At 66.7% G+C, this 16,435-nt stretch carries 16 protein-coding genes and 2 pseudogenes; 9 read left to right on the top strand and 9 right to left on the bottom strand.

Annotated elements, in window-relative coordinates; genetic code table 11:
* Positions 1–238: 238 nt before the first annotated feature.
* Positions 239–1,612 (top strand): annotated as a pseudogene (locus tag BM252_RS32140) (putative bifunctional diguanylate cyclase/phosphodiesterase); the annotation flags it as partial.
* Here BM252_RS32140 and BM252_RS17780 read toward each other — a convergent pair.
* A complete protein-coding gene (locus BM252_RS17780) occupies positions 1,596–3,242 on the bottom strand; it encodes a CehA/McbA family metallohydrolase domain-containing protein (RefSeq protein WP_245774321.1) in 1,647 nt (548 codons plus the stop codon). The pseudogene BM252_RS32140 and the gene BM252_RS17780 overlap by 17 nt on opposite strands.
* Positions 3,243–3,504: 262 nt before the next feature.
* On the opposite strand from BM252_RS17780, the gene BM252_RS17775 reads away from it, so the two are divergent.
* The gene (locus BM252_RS17775; protein WP_093389014.1) at positions 3,505–3,969 is read left to right on the top strand and encodes a cache domain-containing protein; all 465 of its coding nucleotides are present in this window, start codon (positions 3,505–3,507) and stop codon (positions 3,967–3,969) included.
* 94 nt (positions 3,970–4,063) lie between these two features.
* On the opposite strand, the gene BM252_RS17770 is transcribed toward BM252_RS17775, so the two are convergent.
* Entirely contained in the window at positions 4,064–4,480 is a 417-nt protein-coding gene (locus BM252_RS17770) for a 4-oxalocrotonate tautomerase (protein ID WP_093389013.1), read from the bottom strand.
* Positions 4,481–4,624: 144 nt separating this feature from the next.
* Here BM252_RS17770 and BM252_RS17765 point away from each other — a divergent pair, with 144 nt between their 5' ends.
* On the top strand, positions 4,625–5,212 hold the full coding sequence (locus tag BM252_RS17765; RefSeq protein WP_093389012.1) for a TetR/AcrR family transcriptional regulator: 588 nt from the start codon (positions 4,625–4,627) through the stop codon (positions 5,210–5,212).
* Between the two features lie 57 nt (positions 5,213–5,269).
* Here the strand turns inward: BM252_RS17765 and ampC are convergent, their stop codons facing one another.
* Genes ampC through BM252_RS17750 form a run of 3 tightly spaced genes read right to left on the bottom strand, consistent with a single transcriptional unit; the run spans position 5,270 to position 8,702 of the window.
* The gene (ampC, locus tag BM252_RS17760; protein WP_425442340.1) at positions 5,270–6,433 is read right to left on the bottom strand and encodes a class C beta-lactamase; all 1,164 of its coding nucleotides are present in this window, start codon (positions 6,431–6,433) and stop codon (positions 5,270–5,272) included.
* 38 nt (positions 6,434–6,471) lie between these two features.
* Complete coding sequence (gene blaOXA, locus BM252_RS17755; protein ID WP_093389011.1) at positions 6,472–8,319, bottom strand: class D beta-lactamase; 1,848 nt, start codon at positions 8,317–8,319, stop codon at positions 6,472–6,474.
* Positions 8,316–8,702 carry a BlaI/MecI/CopY family transcriptional regulator gene (locus tag BM252_RS17750; protein ID WP_093389010.1) on the bottom strand — a complete coding sequence of 129 codons (387 nt, stop codon included), beginning with the start codon at positions 8,700–8,702 and terminating at the stop codon, positions 8,316–8,318. Before BM252_RS17750 ends, blaOXA begins: the two co-directional genes overlap by 4 nt.
* Positions 8,703–8,876: 174 nt before the next feature.
* Between BM252_RS17750 and BM252_RS31720 the strand changes: the two are divergent.
* A pseudogene (locus tag BM252_RS31720) lies at positions 8,877–9,125 on the top strand (BrnA antitoxin family protein); the annotation flags it as partial.
* 300 nt (positions 9,126–9,425) lie between these two features.
* Here the strand turns inward: BM252_RS31720 and BM252_RS31415 are convergent.
* A complete protein-coding gene (locus tag BM252_RS31415) occupies positions 9,426–10,058 on the bottom strand; it encodes a GIY-YIG nuclease family protein (RefSeq protein WP_093389008.1) in 633 nt (210 codons plus the stop codon).
* A 161-nt stretch (positions 10,059–10,219) separates the two neighbouring features.
* Here BM252_RS31415 and BM252_RS17735 point away from each other — a divergent pair, with 161 nt between their 5' ends.
* The 4 genes from BM252_RS17735 to BM252_RS17720 all read left to right on the top strand — a co-directional run bounded on the left by BM252_RS17735 (position 10,220) and on the right by BM252_RS17720 (position 13,517).
* Entirely contained in the window at positions 10,220–10,870 is a 651-nt protein-coding gene (locus BM252_RS17735; RefSeq protein WP_093389153.1) for a TetR/AcrR family transcriptional regulator, read from the top strand.
* Positions 10,871–11,041: 171 nt separating this feature from the next.
* Positions 11,042–11,695, top strand: a complete 654-nt coding sequence (locus tag BM252_RS17730; protein WP_093389007.1) for a protein-L-isoaspartate O-methyltransferase family protein — start codon at positions 11,042–11,044, stop codon at positions 11,693–11,695.
* A 16-nt stretch (positions 11,696–11,711) separates the two neighbouring features.
* Positions 11,712–12,035 carry a rhodanese-like domain-containing protein gene (locus BM252_RS17725; RefSeq protein ID WP_093389006.1) on the top strand — a complete coding sequence of 108 codons (324 nt, stop codon included), beginning with the start codon at positions 11,712–11,714 and terminating at the stop codon, positions 12,033–12,035.
* A 135-nt stretch (positions 12,036–12,170) separates the two neighbouring features.
* Positions 12,171–13,517, top strand: a complete 1,347-nt coding sequence (locus BM252_RS17720; protein ID WP_093389005.1) for a TolC family outer membrane protein — start codon at positions 12,171–12,173, stop codon at positions 13,515–13,517.
* Between the two features lie 177 nt (positions 13,518–13,694).
* Here BM252_RS17720 and gloA read toward each other — a convergent pair whose 3' ends face one another.
* The 3 genes from gloA to BM252_RS17705 all read right to left on the bottom strand — a co-directional run bounded on the left by gloA (position 13,695) and on the right by BM252_RS17705 (position 16,047).
* Positions 13,695–14,102: a lactoylglutathione lyase gene (gene gloA, locus BM252_RS17715; protein WP_093389004.1), complete on the bottom strand. Its 408-nt coding sequence runs from the start codon at positions 14,100–14,102 to the stop codon at positions 13,695–13,697.
* Positions 14,103–14,184: 82 nt separating this feature from the next.
* Positions 14,185–14,610, bottom strand: coding sequence for an OsmC family protein (locus BM252_RS17710; RefSeq protein WP_093389003.1), 426 nt, complete (start codon positions 14,608–14,610; stop codon positions 14,185–14,187).
* A 105-nt stretch (positions 14,611–14,715) separates the two neighbouring features.
* Positions 14,716–16,047, bottom strand: coding sequence for a PQQ-dependent sugar dehydrogenase (locus BM252_RS17705; RefSeq protein ID WP_093389002.1), 1,332 nt, complete (start codon positions 16,045–16,047; stop codon positions 14,716–14,718).
* Positions 16,048–16,164: 117 nt separating this feature from the next.
* Between BM252_RS17705 and BM252_RS17700 the strand changes: the two genes are divergently transcribed.
* A partial coding sequence (locus BM252_RS17700) for a transposase domain-containing protein (protein WP_245774319.1) occupies positions 16,165–16,435 on the top strand: 271 nt, incomplete at its 3' end.

Here is a 16,435-nt window from a genome sequence, read left to right as displayed (position 1 = left end):
GTTCTCGCCGCCCGAGGCCGGCGCCGGCGGCGGCCGGCGGCTGGCCGCCCAGCGCACCCTGCTGGCGGCCGGGCCGCGCGGCGGCGAGCTGCTGCGCATCGGCGTCAGCCGCGACCTCGAGGTCTTGTTCGCGCCCTGGCGCAAGGCGCTTTATGTGCAGAGCCTGCTGTTCGGCGCCATCTCGGTGTTCAGCACGCTGGGCCTGCTGCTGATCCAGCGACGCCGGCGCGCCCAGTCGGCCGAGCGCAAGAAGGCCGAGCAGCGCATCGAGCAGCTGGCCTTCTTCGACCAGCTGACCGACCTGCCCAACCGCATCCTGCTGCTCGACCGCCTCAAGCAGGCGATGCAGGCGGGCCTGCGCAGCGGCCGCCACGGCGCCATCCTGTTCATCGACCTGGACAACTTCAAGACCCTCAACGACACGCTGGGCCACGACATGGGCGACCTGCTGCTGCGCCAGGTGGCGCAACGCCTGAACGCCTGCGTGCGCGGCGGCGACACCGTGGCGCGGCTGGGCGGCGACGAGTTCGTCGTCATGCTGACCGGCCTGGACGGCGCGGCGGCCGAGGCGGCGCGCCAGGTCGAGGCGGTCGGCAACAAGATCCTGCACGAGCTGAGCCGGACCTACCGGCTCAAGCAGCTGTCCCACCGCAGCACCTCGAGCATCGGCGCCACCCTGTTCCTGGGCGGCCAGAGCAGCATCGACGACCTGCTCAAGCAGGCCGACCTGGCGATGTACAAGTCGAAGGCGGTGGGGCGCAACGCGCTGCGCTTCTTCGACCCGGCGATGGAGGTCAGCATGCTCGAGCGCGCCGCGCTCGAGACCGACCTGCGCGACGCCGTGCCGGGCCGCCAGTTCCTGCTGCACTACCAGCCGCAGGTCGACCAGCACGGCCGCCTGACCGGGGTCGAGGCGCTGCTGCGCTGGCGCCACCCGCTGCGCGGCATGGTGCCGCCGGCCGAGTTCATCCCGCTGGCCGAGGAGATCGGCGTGATCCTGCCGCTCGGCCGCTGGGTGCTGCAGACGGCCTGCCGCCAACTGCTGGCCTGGGAGGGGCGGCCGGAGACGCGCCGGCTGAGCATCGCCGTCAACGTCAGCGTGCGCCAGTTCAGCCAGCACGACTTCGTCGCCCAGGTGCTCGAGGCGCTGGCCAGCAGCGGCGCCGACCCGCGCCGCCTCAAGCTGGAGCTGACCGAGAGCCTGCTGGTGGCCGACGTCGGCGACGTGGTGGCCAAGATGGCGGCGCTGAAGGCGCGCGGCGTCGGCTTCGCGCTCGACGACTTCGGCACCGGCTACTCCTCGCTGGCCTACCTGAAGCGGCTGCCGCTGGACCAGCTGAAGATCGACCGCTCCTTTGTGCGCGACGTGCTCAAGGACCAGAGCGACGCCTCGATCGCCCAGACCATCATCGCGCTGGCGCGCAGCCTCAAGCTCGACGTCATCGCCGAGGGCGTCGAGACGCGCGAGCAGCGCGACTTCCTGGCCCGCGCCGGCTGCCACGCCTACCAGGGCTACTTCTTCAGCCGGCCGCTGGCGCCGGCCGAGCTGGAACGCTACGTGCGGCGCGGCGGCTACGCCGCCGCCGCGCCGGCGCTCAGCGTACCGTCATGAAGATCGGATTCGAATAGAACCACAGGCTGGCGTAGTTGCGGTCGTTGATATCGTTGAAGCGCTGCTGGTGGTCCACCGTCTCGGTCTTGGCGTCGGCCAGCGGTTCGCCGTTCTGCGTTTTGCCCGCCACGTTGCTGCCCAGGTTGCTGCCGCGCAGGCGGAAGTACTGGCTCTTGGCCGCCGTCAGCGTGTAGCTGACGCTGGCGTAGCCGTCGGCGCCCACCGTCCAGTCGGCGCTGGTGAAGCGCTTGAGCACCCGCGTGCTTGGGTTGACCGCCGCGCTGTAGGCCGGCGTGCCCGGCGCCGCCTTGGCGCCGACGTCGCCGACGATCAGGTCGACGTGGTCGACCAGCGGCTTGACGCCGGCCGCCACGCCGCTGTTGATCGGCTTCTCGTAGTTGTTCCTGGCCGGGCTCTTGAAGCGGATGGTGACGGTGACCTGTTCGCCGGCCGCCACCTTCAGTTCGCCGCCCATCTCCTGCTGCTCGGCGCCCTTGGCCAGCTTGAAGTCGAGCGCGTTGATCAGGTCGCCGAAGACGGCGAAGGACTTGCCCGAGCGCAGGCCGTCGAGCAGGCCGGCGATGCCGTCGGCCTTCAGCCACACATGGGTCTTGGCGTACTCGCCGGGGAAGTAGCCGCTGCTGTACAGCTCGGTCGTCTTGAAGTGGGCGTCGGAGTCGGCCACGTTCCAGATGCGCCGGCCCTCGCCGAGCAGGGCGTCCCACACGCCGCCGAGCTGGGCCACCACGTAGTCGACCCCGCCATAGGTGCGCAGCGCCGCGTTGTCGGCCGTGCGGGCGGCGCCGTAGCCGCCCCGGTCCGGCTCCATCTGGTTGCCCACCATGCCCTCGATGGCGAAGAAGACGGACGGCGCCATGTCGTTGAACTGGCGGAAGTCGTCGATGCGGTAGCTGCGGTTGCGCGAGGGGTGGTTGATCACCGCGTAGCTGTTGTCCGGGTAGTTGTCCCTGAGCCAGGCGACCGCCTTCAGGGCGTCGTCGGCCGTGCTGTAGTAGCGCCGGCCGGCGTACTTGGCGCTCCAGGCGGCGACGTCGGCGGCGGCGAACAGGGCCGGGTCGCGGTTGGTGAACAGGTACTCGAACTCGGCCACGCCGCGCGTCGCCGTGGCCAGCTTGGCGCCGCCGGCGAACAGGCCGATGCCGATGTGGTCGTGCTTCGGCATGTCCCACTCGAAGGCGGAGAAGGCCAGCTTGTCGGCATAGGTGCCGGCCGCCTGCAGCGCGGCGATGCGCGGCAGCTCGTAGCGCTCGATGCCCTGCGCCATGGTGATCGGGGCGGGCAGGGCGGCGCCGTTGTGGTCGCGGGTTGACGGGCGCAGGTGGTTGCTGACGGCCAGCCAGTCGAGGCCGTAGCTGGCGAAGGCCTTGCTCAGCAGCAGGTCCAGCGTCTGCTCCTGGCCGGCGTCGGCCGACTGCGTGGTGTGGCTGTGCAGGTCGCCGGTGCTCCATTTGCCGGGCGGGGCGGGCGCCGGCGGTGTGGCGGCGGCGGGCCGGTCGGACGAGCCGCAGCCGGCCGCGCCGAGGATCAGGCCGAGGGCCAGGCCGGCCGGCACGGCCAGCGTGGTCAGGCGGGCGCGGCGGGAGGTGTGTGTGGCGGCTTGCAGGTGCATGGGAGGTCCATCCGGGTAGGTTGAGCGAGGCGCGCGGCGCGGCGGCGTGGCCGTGCCGGGATGCTGGCAACATGGTAGTGACCGCAGATGTCCGCGTGATGACAGCCGGCAACAGAGCGCGCCGTCGCGGCGGCGGCATGGCGCGGAGGGCGGCACATTGTGTTGACCTAACAACATAAAAGGCGCAGGATAGTGCTCCATGGCATCGTTTTTGTTTCGACATGCCGTCCCCCATCTATTCGAACCGCACAGGAGACACCACATGAAGGCATTGTTGAAGAGTATTTTCGTCGCTCTGATGGCGCTGGCGCTTAGCCAGGGCGCGCAGGCCGAGGAACGGGCCACCGCCGCCGAGGCGACGGCGCTGGTGAAAAAAGCCGTGGCCTACATCAAGGCCAACGGCAAGGACAAGGCCTTCGCCGAGTTCAGCAATCCGAAGGGCCAGTTCGTCGACCGCAGCCTGTACATCTTCGTCTACGACGTGAAGGGCACCAACATGGCCATCGGCAACGGCAACGCCGGCAAGATGGTCGGCAAAAACCTGCTCGACATGCGCGACGCCGAGGGCACCTATCTGATCCAGGGCCTGATCGAGGTCGCCAAGACCAAGGGCAGCGGCTGGTTCGACTACAAATGGCCCAATCCGGTGAGCAAGGCGATCGAGGCCAAGTCGAGCTATGTGGAAAAAATCGACGACCTGGTGGTCGGCTGCGGCATCTACAAGTAGTAAGCCAGCGTCGCGGCCGCGCTGGCGAAGCCGGAGGGTGTCGCGACCTTGCCCCCCCCCCCGGCTCGGCCAGCCCGGTTCGGCCCGCGCGCCGCTAGCCCTGGCTGATCGCTGCGGCGATTTCCCCGTTCGTCATGGCCTGGCCGTTGAAATTCCAGCCGCCGTCGACGGCGTGGACGACGTTGACATAGATGTGCTCCTTCGCTTGCACGCCGCCCGACAACTCATGGATGATGTTCGTCGCGTCGGTAAAAAAGCCTTGTTGGACCTGGCGTTCGGCCAGCGCGAACGACGGCACCTTCCATTCCACCCAAGCCCCCGAGAAATTGCGCCCGCCCGCGAATGTCGCTTCCCTGGGCAGCACGTGAACGTTCGCCGTGATGTTCGCGCGCATCGTCGCGTTGTCGGTCAGGCCGTGGTGCTTGAGGAAGGCGTCCGTGATCTGCGCGATGGCCAGTTTTTCGGTGCCCAGTGGCAATACGCCTTCGGTGAGTGTGAGGGTAAGCGGCATGGCAAGAATCCTTGAAAAAGAGTGGACCGGACGCGGCGTCGCGCCCGGCGCGAACGTTTAAATAACGATCGTTATCCAAAATATACATAACGAACGTTATGTGGTCAACTATAATTGGGCTTTCACCAGCCAGGAGGCCGCTACATGTCCCGCAACGAACAGAAGGCAATGACCCGCAAGCGCATTCTCGAGGCCGCCGGTCGTGGTTTCCGCAAGGGTGGTTTCGCCGGAATCGGCGTCGATGGTCTGGCCAAGCAGGCCGGCGTCACGTCGGGCGCCTTTTATGTGCACTTCTCGTCGAAGGAGGCGGCGTTCGTGGAATCGGTGACGGCGGGCATCGAGGAGTTGCGCGCCGCCGTCGTCGAGCTGCGCGCGGCCCATGGCGGCCAATGGGTCGCCGCCCTCGTCGATTTCTACCTCGGCCAGAAGCGCACCTGCGACCTGTCCGAGAGTTGCGCCCTGCAAAGTCTGGTGCCCGAGGTCGGCCGTGCCGACGAGCACGTCAAGGCGGCGCTGCAGTCGCATCTCGATGCGCTCGCGCGCACCGTCGCGGACGGTTTGCCCGGCGGCGACGCGGCCGACCGGCTGCGCCGCGCCTGGGCCTTGTTGTCGATCCTGCCGGGCGGGGTGTCGCTGGCCCGCGCCTTGAGGGACGCGGCGACGGCGGAGGCGGTCGCCGGCGCGGTCAAAAAGGCGGCGCTGGACTTGGCGCTCGCCGTTCCCGCCGAGTGAGCCGGCGGCGGGAGGCCGGACGGCCGTCCTCTGTTCGCCCGCCGCCGCGACAGGAGTCTATTTCACCATCGGCGCCAGTTGCCGCAGGATCGCGTGTGCCGCCTTGATGCGGGCGGGAACCGGGTAGCTCCTGTTGGCCAGCATCACGACGCCGATCCTCTGCTGCGGCACGAAGACCGCGTAGTTGCTGAATCCGCTGGTGGAGCCGGTCTTGTTGAACAGGGTGGCGCCGGACGGCGCCTGCGGCGGCGTCAGTTTGGTCGTCGCGTCGGCTTCCATGGTGCCGGGCTGGGCGTTGCCGGCCAGCAGGCGCGGCAGGCTGACCGGATAGGCATACTGCTCCCATCCCAGCCCCTGCACCATGTCGCCGGTCTTGAAGTAGCCCACGTGGGTGGCCTCGACCGCACGCCGCATCGGCCCCGCCAGCTTGCTCGGCTCGATGTTCAGCTGCACGAAGCGGATCATGTCGGCGCTCGACGACTTGATGCCATAGGCCTCGTCGGAAAAGATGTCGGGGTTCACCCGCACGGCCTTGTTGGCCTTGTTGTAGCCCCAGGCGTAGTTGGCCATCTTGTTTTCCGGCACACGGACATAGCTGCCCCGCAGGCCGAGTTGCGGCAACAACTGCTGTTCCATGAAGTCGGCGAAATCGCTCTTCAGCGCCAGCGCGGCGACGTGGCCGAACAGGCCGAGGCTGGGGTTGGAATAGCGCCGCAGCGCGCCGGGTGCGGTTTCCGCTTTCCATTGCTGGAAATAGGCGACCATTTGATCGCCCGCAACCCCGTCGGGAAACTGCAGCGGCAGCCCGCCCGCCGTGTAGGTGCCGAGATGGAGCAGGCTGGCCTTGTCGATCGCGCTGCCCTGCAACTGCGGCATGTATTTGCCGGGGTGCTCGTCGAGCGACAGCTTGCCGAGCACCTGCGCGTAGGAGGCCAGGGTCGCCGTGAAGGTCTTGCTGATGGAGCCTAGCTCGAACAGCGTCGCCTCGCTGACCGGCGTGTTGTTCTCCTTCGAGGCGACGCCGTAGTTGAAGAAGTACGCTTGGCCGTTGAGCGTCACGGCGACGGCCATGCCGGGTACGTCGTGTTCGGCCATGAGCGGGCGGATCGCCGTGTCGACCAAGGCGCGGATGCTCGCCGCGTCGTCGGCGGCCCAGCTGTTGAGGGGCAGCAGGCAAGAGGCAAGGAGGGCGACGGCAAGGCGGCTGCGGGGTGTGGGCAAGCTGTTCAAAGTGGTGTTTCCTTTTGTTGATGGAGTGGTTAAAGCGCGTCCAAACGGGCCGGTAGATCGCGCAGGAATGCTGCCTTTACTCGCGTGCCGGCGGCGCCGCTCGCCTGTCGCCGGTCCAGCAGCAGTCGGGCGAACACGATGCTGCGTTGGCCCTTGGTCGCCCAGCCGACATACCAGCCGTACTGGTGCTTCTGGTCGTCCCGGCCATCGGCCAGGACGACGGCGGCGGTGCCGGTTTTGCCGTGGACTTCCCAGCCATTGGCCAGGGTCTGGGACGGCATGATGCTGACGGTCATGTCGTAGGCCTTCGCCGTCAGCGGCAGATCGCGCTTGACCACGCTGCGCAGGAACGCCAGCTGCTCGAGCGGCGAGATCTTGAGGCTGGAGCTGACCCATGACAGCGTCAGCCCGTTGTCCTTGCCGGCATCGCCGGACACGTCGTGGTTGCCGTAGTTGAAGTCGGCGACGTAGCGCTGGAAACGCGCGGCGCCAAGCCGCGACGTGACCTGCTGGGCGTACCAGACGACCGAGTTCTTGAGCCAGCTGCTGGGATCGGTCGTCGCGCGCCACGACGGGTTCCAGTCGGCATAGCCCTTTTTGAACGGCAAGCTCGGCGCGTGTTGGTCGCTCAGGATGCCGCTGTCGTAGCCCATCAGGCTGACGGCGATGTTGAAGGTCGACGCCGGCGTGACCCGTTCGTCGCACTGGCCTTCGAGGACCAGGCGCTGGCCGCTGGCGGCGTCGGCCAACGCGGTGCAGCTGAGCGCCGTCGGCGACGCGGCGTCGCCGAGCGGCCAAGCCGATGCTTCCGTCGTCGGCTGCGCGGCTGCTGCCGACGCGTCGATACGCCATGCCAGCGCCGGTTGCAAGGCGAGGCTGGCGGCGAAGATGCCCAGCAGGCCGGCGAGCGAGGCGCAGCGTGCCCACGGCCCGCGCGGCGCGGCGGCCGGCCGGCGGATCAGCGCGATCCGCGCCGCCAGCGTGCTAGCGCTGACGCCGCCGAAAGCCAGCGCCGTTTTCACCGTGCGGTGCTGCAGCGTCAACTGCGCCACCAGCGCCGCCGCGTAGGCCTTGCGTTGCGCCTGGGGACGGCCGCGCAGCACATCGCGGTCGCAGCCCAGCTCTTGCGCCCAGGACAGGTTCTCGCGCAGCAGGCGCATGAAGGGATTGAACCAGAGCAGCGTTTGCAGCAGGATGCCGGCGCCCATCCAATACAGGTCGCCGCGCCGCAGATGGGTGAGCTCGTGCTCGACGATCATCTGCTGCTGTGCCGCCGCGAAGCTGCGCAGGTGCAGCGGCAACAGCAGACGGGGGCGGAACAGGCCGAACAGCATCGGCGAGATCGGCGCGTCCACTTCGACCACCGCCGGCGCCGGTGTGCGCGTCGGCGCGCCGGCAAAGCCATCGTGCTGGTCGAGCGCGTGCAGGCGGCATCCGGCGGCGGACAGGCCGTGCAATATCCGCCGCGCGTGCCACAGCTTGGTGATCGAGTAGGCCAGGCCGAGCAGGTACATCAGCAGCCATGCCTGGGCGCCGTAGGCCAGCCAGGAACGTTGGCTCTGCTCCACGTTTGGCACGTTGGCGGGGGCGGCGGCGGCCGCCAGCGGCCCCGTCGCGCTCGGCACGGCGGGGCGCGCCTGCGACGTTTCGGCCAACTCGATCGGTGGCACCATCCGCAGACGCTCGCTGTGCGGCAGCAGCACCACCAGGAAGGCCGCCAGCACGGTGGCCTGGCCCAGCAGCCACAGCGAGCGTTGCGCGGCGAAGCCGGCAAAGCGGCGGCACAGCGCCGTCAGCGCCCACACGCCCAGCCCTGCGGCAAGGCAGCCGCAGCTGGCCAGGAGGAAGCGCAAAGCCAGCAGGTCGAGCGGGCTCATTTCGCCTCGTCGCGGCCGTCCTCCGGCCAGTCGTGCAGCAGTTGTTCCAGCTGGGCGAGCTCGTTCTCGTCGACCAGCTTGCTGCCGGTGAACATGTTCACCGGCAAGGGCGTGTCCATCTCCATCACGCGCCTGCCGAAGTCGTGCGCGAACGCCGCCAGGGTGTCGACCTTCTCCAGCGCCGCCTCGTACACCAGCACGCCGTGCACGGTGTGTTGGCGCACCGAACCCTTGTCCAGCATGCGTTCCAGCGTCTTGCGCGTCGACGAGTACGACCAGCCGAGTTCGCCTTCGACCTGCTGGTGGATTTCGCGCGCGCTCAGCGGCTGCTGCCGCCATAGCGACTTCAGCACGGTCAGTTCGGATATTGAGGGGATTGCCATGAGGATGCTCCATTGTGACGGTTGCCGCTATTGTGCGACATGTGTCGCGTGCGCGTCAAGGAAGTTCCACCGATGGACCGCGCCTAGAGCAGAAACAGCTTTTCGCATGCGCAATAAATATCCGACGAGGACTTGCTCCGGGCCGTGCGCAGAAACAAGGCACGCTCGGTAGTGATGCCCACCGATGAAGAGGATGCTGCGATCACACGAGCGGCGTTGTCGGACCCGGACAACCCGCCGCTGACCGACGAGCAGTTGGCCCAGCTCAAACCAGCGCGGCGAGGGCGCGGCCGGCCAGTGCAGGAAGCGACCAAGGTTCCCACCAGCATCCGTTTCGACAACTTGGTACTAGACTCGTTCAAGGCTTTAGGGGATGGTTGGCAAACACGTATCAACGATGTGCTGATGGAGTACCTTGTCGAAACGCGGCAACTGCACCATCGTTTTCATGCCACGGTCCAGGCTACCGGCAACGAGCAGAACAAAGTGGGCGAGTTCGTAGTCGTGGCCTTGGACTCGGGCCAAGCCAAGGAGAAGGTCAAGCAGCACCTGCGCGCAGCCGGCCGGGACGACGATGCGCGCGGGCAGGTGTTGACCGTGGACATAGGCAATGCGGCGATACGGGATCTGCCATTGATTCAGTAAGTGGAGCGCTTCGTCATCAGGTTCACCTACTTTGACACTCCATCCAGCATCGCGCAGCGGACGAGCCGAGTCGTCTACTTACAGACCTGAATGAATTTCGTTATGAATCGCGACAACCTTATCAACAAACAAAAGGCATTTTTCAGTGAAGAACTCACGTGATTTATTGATGCGGTATGGATCTAGCAGCTTGTGAAGAGACTGCTCAAGCTCGTAGTAATTCTTCGTCTCGATGTCCTTCATGACTCGGAACCGGAACGGTACGCCAGTAGTGTAGAGCTGACTGATACGATTCTCCACGGTACCAGTAGTAATCCCAATCTTCACGATTTCCTCGCCGGAATTAGTGTAGAGCGATGTTCCCAAAACGTACAGCCGTCCAATGCCAGCTTCCAGCTTCTCCAGGCTCTCCGTCTCAATCTCTTCATCTGGCAAGTTCACTTCCTGGGCCGCACCTGGGACCAGCGACATGACAAATGGCTTGAATGATTTGTCCACATAGAACTGGCCACCGCTCCGCGCGGTCACATAGATTTGAGCGAGTAGAGCATGCTCCAAATCCTTGTAGTGTCCCTTCTCTACATTGCGTTGGTGAGCCTCGGTACCGTAGTAGGTCGGGTGTTCGCGCTTGATGATCTCGCGGATCTGCTGCGGTGTTAGTCCTTGCGGGTGTTCTCGTAAGATACCTTTGATCAGTTCGGCAAATGTCATGTTTTATCCGTAGGAAATTATGCGCTACAGACACTTTAACTGATCGATCGAATGCTGTCTCTACGTCGCATTGACGATAGGAAACTCAAACAGTGAAGCTTGACGCTAGCCACGCAGGCGACTATATTAATGACCTAAGAGTAAGTTAAATGAGCGACCCCATGTCAGCCCCGATAGAAACCAAACCACGCTGGGAGCGGCGCAAGGACGCGCGGCCGCAGGAATTGCTCGCCGCCGCGCTGGAGCAGTTCGTCGAGCGCGGCTACGCCGCCACCCGGCTGGAGGACGTGGCGCGCCGCGCCGGCGTCTCCAAGGGCACGCTGTACCTGTATTTCGAGAACAAGGAAGAATTGTTCAAGGCCGTCGTGCGCGACAACATCGTCAGCCCGATCGGCGCCGCCGAGCAGGCCGTGGCCGACTACCAGGGCCACAGCGCCGAGCTGCTGCGCCTGATCATGATGACCTGGTGGGAGCAGATCGGCGCCACCCGGCTGGCCGGCATCACCAAGCTGATGATGGCCGAGGCCAACAACTTCCCCGACCTGGCCCAGTTCTACAACGACGAGGTGGTGGCGCGCGGCAACGGCCTGATCGCCAAGGTGTTGCGCCGCGGCATAGAGCGCGGCGAGTTCCTGCCGCACGACCCGCTGTCGATCACCCCCATCCTGGTCGCGCCGGTGATCATGCTGATGATGTGGTCGCACGGCTTCCTGCCCTGCGACATGACGCATATCGAGCCGGAACCCTATATGCGCGACTTCATCGCGCTGGCGCTGCGCGGCCTGCAGCCGCCCGCCGGCGCCGCGCCGTGAGCGCCGGGCCGGCGCCCCGGCGCGCCCCGGGTTGCCGATTTGGTACGTTCAACCCCTCCAAACTGCAGACTGTCGCAATTTCCCGCGATCCCGCCTGTTTGTCGTTAACATGTGCTTCCTGACCAGTTCAACGATAAAATGACGGATTCTTCCTTACCGCCGAGTCATAAGATGAATATCGAACAAGCCCGCTTCAACATGATCGAACAGCAAATCCGCCCTTGGGACGTCCTGGACCCGGACGTGTTGGAGCTGCTGCTGGTGGTGAAGCGTGAGAATTACGTGCCGGCCGCCTACAAGAACCTGGCCTTCGTCGACAGCGAAATCCCGCTGCCGGGCGGCGAAGCCATGTTCACGCCGAAGCTGGAGGCGCGCCTGTTGCAGGACATCAATCTGAAGAAGCACGAGAATGTGCTCGAAATCGGCGCCGGCTCGGGCTACATGGCCGCGCTGCTGGCGCACAAGGGCCGCCACGTCACCTCGGTGGAGATTTCTCCCGAGCTGAAGGCGCTGGCGGAAAAGAATTTGGCCGACAACGGCGTCAGCAACGTCACCGTCGAGCTGGGCAACGGCGCCCAGGGCTGGAGCAAGGGCGCACCCTACGACGTGATCGTCGTCTCCGGCGGCCTGCCGGTGCTGCCGGACGCCTTCCTGCAACAGCTGAAGGTGGGCGGCCGCCTGGTCGCCATCGTCGGCGCGTCGCCGGCCATGAAGGCCCAGTTGGTGACCCGCGTCAGCGAGTCGGCCTACGACAGCAAGACCCTGTTCGAAACCGAAGTCAAACTGCTCAAGGACGCCACCACGCCCTCGCAGTTCAGCTTCTAAGGCGGCACGCGCGCGCATGGAGCACATCACCGCCCCCGCGCTGGCCGAATGGCTGGCCGACGACAAGCGCCCCGGCCCCTTCCTGCTCGACGTGCGGGAAAACTGGGAGTTCGACACCTGCCGGATCGCCGGCTCGACCCTGATGCCGATGCAGACCATTCCGGCCCGCATCGACGATCTCGACGAGGACGCCGACATCGTCTGCATCTGCCACCACGGCGCGCGCAGCCTGCAGGTGGCCGCCTTCCTCGAGCGCCACGGCTTCGGCAAGGTCCACAACCTGACCGGCGGCATCCACGCCTGGGCGCTGCAGGTCGACGGCGCGATGCCGAAGTATTGAGGCCATAGCAACGATGCGGCCGGCGGCGCCCTGGCGGCGCCGCCGCGACAACCCGGCGGCGCCGCGCGCGGCCGGCGACGGACCCCTGTTTTTTGATTTGTTCAACTTTTTTTGACGACTCCAACGGAGAATGCAATGCAGAGACCCCTTATCGCCGTGCTGATCACCAGCGCCTTGTTGACGCTCAACGCACAGGCGGCCGACCTGCTCCAGGTGTACCAGCAAGCGCTCGCCAACGACGCCACGTACGCCAGCGCGCGCGCCGCCCAGGCCGCCGGTCGGGAGCGGATCACGCAGGGCCGCTCCGGCCTGCTGCCGTCGGTGATCGCCAGCGGGGGCAACTCGCGCAACACGGGCGACTTCACGCCGTCCAACGTCGGCCAGCTGAGCACGGTGCCGGGCGCCGGCCTGGGCTTCGTCACCGCCAGCGACCGCGACAACCACGTCAACCAATACTCCGTCTCGCTGGCCCAGCCGCTGTTCAACTGGAACAGCTGGCAGCAGTACCAGCAGAGCAAGCTGTCGCAGGCCGCCAGCGAGGCCGCCTTCGCCCAGTCGCAGCAGGACCTGATCACCCGCGTCGCGCAGGCCTACTTCGACGTGCTGACGGCGCAGGACAACCTGGGCTCGACCCGGGCGCAAAAGGTCGCCACGACGGAGCAGCTGGCCTCGGCCAAGCGCAACTTCGAGGTCGGCACGCAGACCATCACCGACACCCATGAAGCCCAGGCCGCCTACGACCTGGTGGTGGCGCAGGAGTTCGCCGCCATCAACGATCTGGACAACAAGCGCGCCGCGCTGCAGCTCATCATCGGCCAGGCGCCGGCCGCCTTGTCGCCGCTGCGCACCGGCGTGAGCATCGCGCCGCCGCAACCGGCCGCCGTGGAGCCGTGGGTCAGCTCGGCCGAGGGGCAGAACTTCGCCGTGGTCGGCGCCGAGTTGTCGCTGGAGATCGCCAAGCGCGAGATCGAGCGCAGCCGCTCGGGCCACTACCCGACCGCCAGCCTGGTGGCCAGCACCACGCACAACAACCAGACCGCCAGCGGCACGTTGAAACAGAACTCGATCGGCGTCAACTGGTCCATCCCCCTGTTCAGCGGCTTCGCCGTGACCAGCAAGGTGCGCGAGAGCATCGCGCTGGAGGACAAGGCCCGCAACGACCTGGAAGCCACCCGCCGCGCCGCCTCGCAGAGCGCGCGCCAGGCCTTCCTCGGCATGAACAGCGGCCTGGCCCAGGTCAAGGCGCTGGAGGCGGCCGAGCTGTCGAGCAAGTCCTCGCTGGAGTCGAACAAGCTGGGCTACCAGGTCGGCGTGCGTATCAACATCGACGTGCTGAACGCGCAGAAGTTGCTGTACTCGACCCAGAAAGACCTCTCGAAGGCCCGCTACGACACCATCATGAACGGCCTGCGCCTGAAGGCGGCGGCCGGCACCCTGAAGGAAGACGATCTGGCGCCGATCAACGCCCTGCTGGCGCGCTAAGCCGGCGGCAGTCTCTGCGCAGCAAACAACGCCGGCCAGTCGCCGGCGTTTTTTTTGCGTCCGATTACTCGTGAATATCGGCTTGGCGCGCGAGAACCATGCCGGCACGGCGTGCCAACCGGGCATAAAAAAAGCGGCTCCGTGGAGCCGCCCTTGGCGTTTGCCGCGGTGCGCCGCCTACAGGCCGGCGCCGGCGCCGTCGAAGCTGCGTTCGATCAGCTCGATTTTGTAGCCGTCCGGGTCGGTGACGAAGGCGATCACCGTCTGGCCGCCCTTGACCGGCCCCGGCTCGCGGGTGATGTTGCCGCCGTTGGCGCGCACCGCCTCGCAGGTGGCGTAGATGTCCTCGCTGGAGACGGCCAGGTGGCCGTAGGCGTTGCCCATGTCGTAGCTGTGCTGGCCGTAGTTGTAGGTCAGCTCCAGCTCGGCGTGCTCCGGGTTGGCGCCGTAGCCGAGGAAGGCCAGGGTGTACTGGTATTCCGGGTTGTCGCTGGTGCGCAGCAGCGTCATGCCCAGCACCTTGGTGTAGAAGTCGATCGAGCGTGGCAGGTCGCCGACCCGCAGCATGGTGTGCAGAATGCGCATATGAATCCTTGTTGGTGGTGGAGAGAAAGACAGGATTTTAAGCGCATTGCCGATTCCGTGCCGGGGCCGACCTGCCGGCGGCCTAGTTGTCCAGCCGCGCGTCGAGCGTGATGTGGGTGTTGAGCAGCTTCGACACCGGACAGCCCAGCTTGGCCTTCAGCGCCGCCTCCTCGAAGGCCTTCTGGTCGGCACCGGGTATGTTGGCCACCAGGTTCAGGTGCACCTCGGTGATCGAAAAAGCGTCGTCGACCTTGTCCAGCGTGACGGTGGCGGTGGTCATCAGGCTTTTCGGCGTGATGCCCGCCTCGCCCAGCTGGGCCGCCAGGGCCATGGTGAAGCAGCCGGCGTGGGCGGCGCCGATCAGTTCCTCCGGATTGGTGCCGGCGCCCAGCTCGAAGCGGGTGTGGAAGCCGTATTGCGCGTTGTCGAGCACGCCGCTCTCGGTGGAGATTTTGCCTGTGCCGTCCTTCAGGCCGCCGCTCCAGACTGCTGTTCCAGTACGTTTCATGATGATCTCCCAGGTGGGTTGCGATGGGCCATCATGCGCCGCCCACTGTCGGGCTTCTGTACGTTCGCGCACGCAGCGCGGTGCATGGGCTTGATTGCGCCGGCCTCAGCGCGCCGCCGGCGCCGCCGGTGCCGCTATCGGCGCCACCCGCCAGACGACGTTGCCGACGTCGTCGGCCACCAGCAGGGCGCCGTCGCCGGCGACCGCCACGCCGACCGGCCGGCCGTGCGCCTTGCCGTCGCGGTCGAGGAAGCCGACCAGGAAGTCGCGCGGCGGCCCGGCCGGCTTGCCGTCCTTGAACGGCACGTAGACCACCTTGTAGCCGCTGTGTGGGCGCCGGTTCCACGAGCCGTGCTGGCCGACGAAGGCGCCGCCCCGGTAGCTGGGCGGGAACAAGTCGGCCTGGTAGAAGGCCAGGCCGAGCGAGGCGGTGTGCGCGCCCAGCGCGTAGTCGGGCGCGACGGCGCTGGCCACCAGCGCCGGATTGGCCGGCTTGGCGCGGCGGTCGACATGCTGGCCGAAATAGCTGTAGGGCCAGCCGTAGAAGGCGCCGTCGCGCAGCGCCGTCATGTAGTCGGGCACCAGGTCGTCGCCCAGCTCGTCGCGCTCGTTGACCGCCACCCACATCGCCTTGCCGACCGGCTCCCAGGCCAGGCCGACCGGGTTGCGCAGGCCGCTGGCGTAGGGCCGCGCCTTGGCGCCGGCCAGCTCCAGCCGCCAGACGGCGGCGCGGCCCTGTTCCTGCTCGATGCCGTTCTCGCCGACGTTGCTGTTGGAGCCGACCGTGACGTAGAGGAACTTGCCGTCCGGGCTGGCGGCGATGTTCTTGGTCCAGTGGTGGTTGAGCGGCCCGGCCGGTAGCTCCATCACCGTGACGCCGGCGGCGGCGATGCCGGTCTGGCCGTCCCGGTAGGGGAAGCGGACCACGGCGTCGGTGTTGGCGACGTAGAAGTCGTGGCCGACCAGGGCCATGCCGAACGGCGAGTACAGGTTTTGCAGGAAGACGTGGCGGCCCAGCGCCTGTCCCTTGGCGTCGACGCCGCGCAGCAGCGTGATGCGGTCGGCCGAGTCGCCGGCGCTGCCGGCCTTCTTCATTTGCCGCTTGATGATGGCGCCCTTGATGCCGGCGTTGTCGTCCGGCTTGGGCGGCGCGTTGGTCTCGGCCACCAGCACGTCGCCGTTGGGCAGCACGTACAGCCAGCGCGGATGGGCCAGCCCGCGCGCGTAGGCGGTGACGCGGAAGCCGGCGGCCGGCACCGGCGTGGCGTCGTCCCGCCAGGGCTCGGCGGGCGCCACGTTGATGGTGGGGATCAGCGTGCGTTCGGGTTCCGGCAGCGCCGGACTGGGGCCGAAGCCGGGCGCGTACTGGGCGGCGGCAGCGCCGGCCAGCAGGGCCAGCGCCAGGCCGAGCGCGCGCCCGGCCCGGCCGGCCGCCAATGCCTCTCGGTTAAGAAAACCCAGCGGCGCAAATCTAGGGTCAGACCCTAATGCCGTTGACTTAAGCAATCGATAGCGGTTGTAAACGCGTTTTCGTTGTGTTAACTTCTCGGCATGATGCTATCCGATGCCATACTGTTCGCCAATGAAGTGCCTGATCCGTTCGACTGGAACCGATTCGGCGAGCATTTACCTTACGAAATGATTGAAGCCGCACTGGCCGAACATGGCAAGGCCAGCATTCGCCGCCGCCGTCTGCCGGCCCAGCAAGTTGTTTGGCTGGTTATTGCGCTGGCGCTGTATCGACATCGCTCCATCGCTGAGGTGCTGGGGGAGCTGGATTTGGCGTTGCCGGACATGGCGGCGCCGTTTGTGAGTGATGGCGCCG

Source organism: Rugamonas rubra (assembly GCF_900114705.1).
GTDB lineage: Bacteria > Pseudomonadota > Gammaproteobacteria > Burkholderiales > Burkholderiaceae_D > Rugamonas > Rugamonas rubra.
Note: the sequence above shows the minus strand (reverse complement) of the source record. Positions and strands in the feature narration are given on the sequence as shown.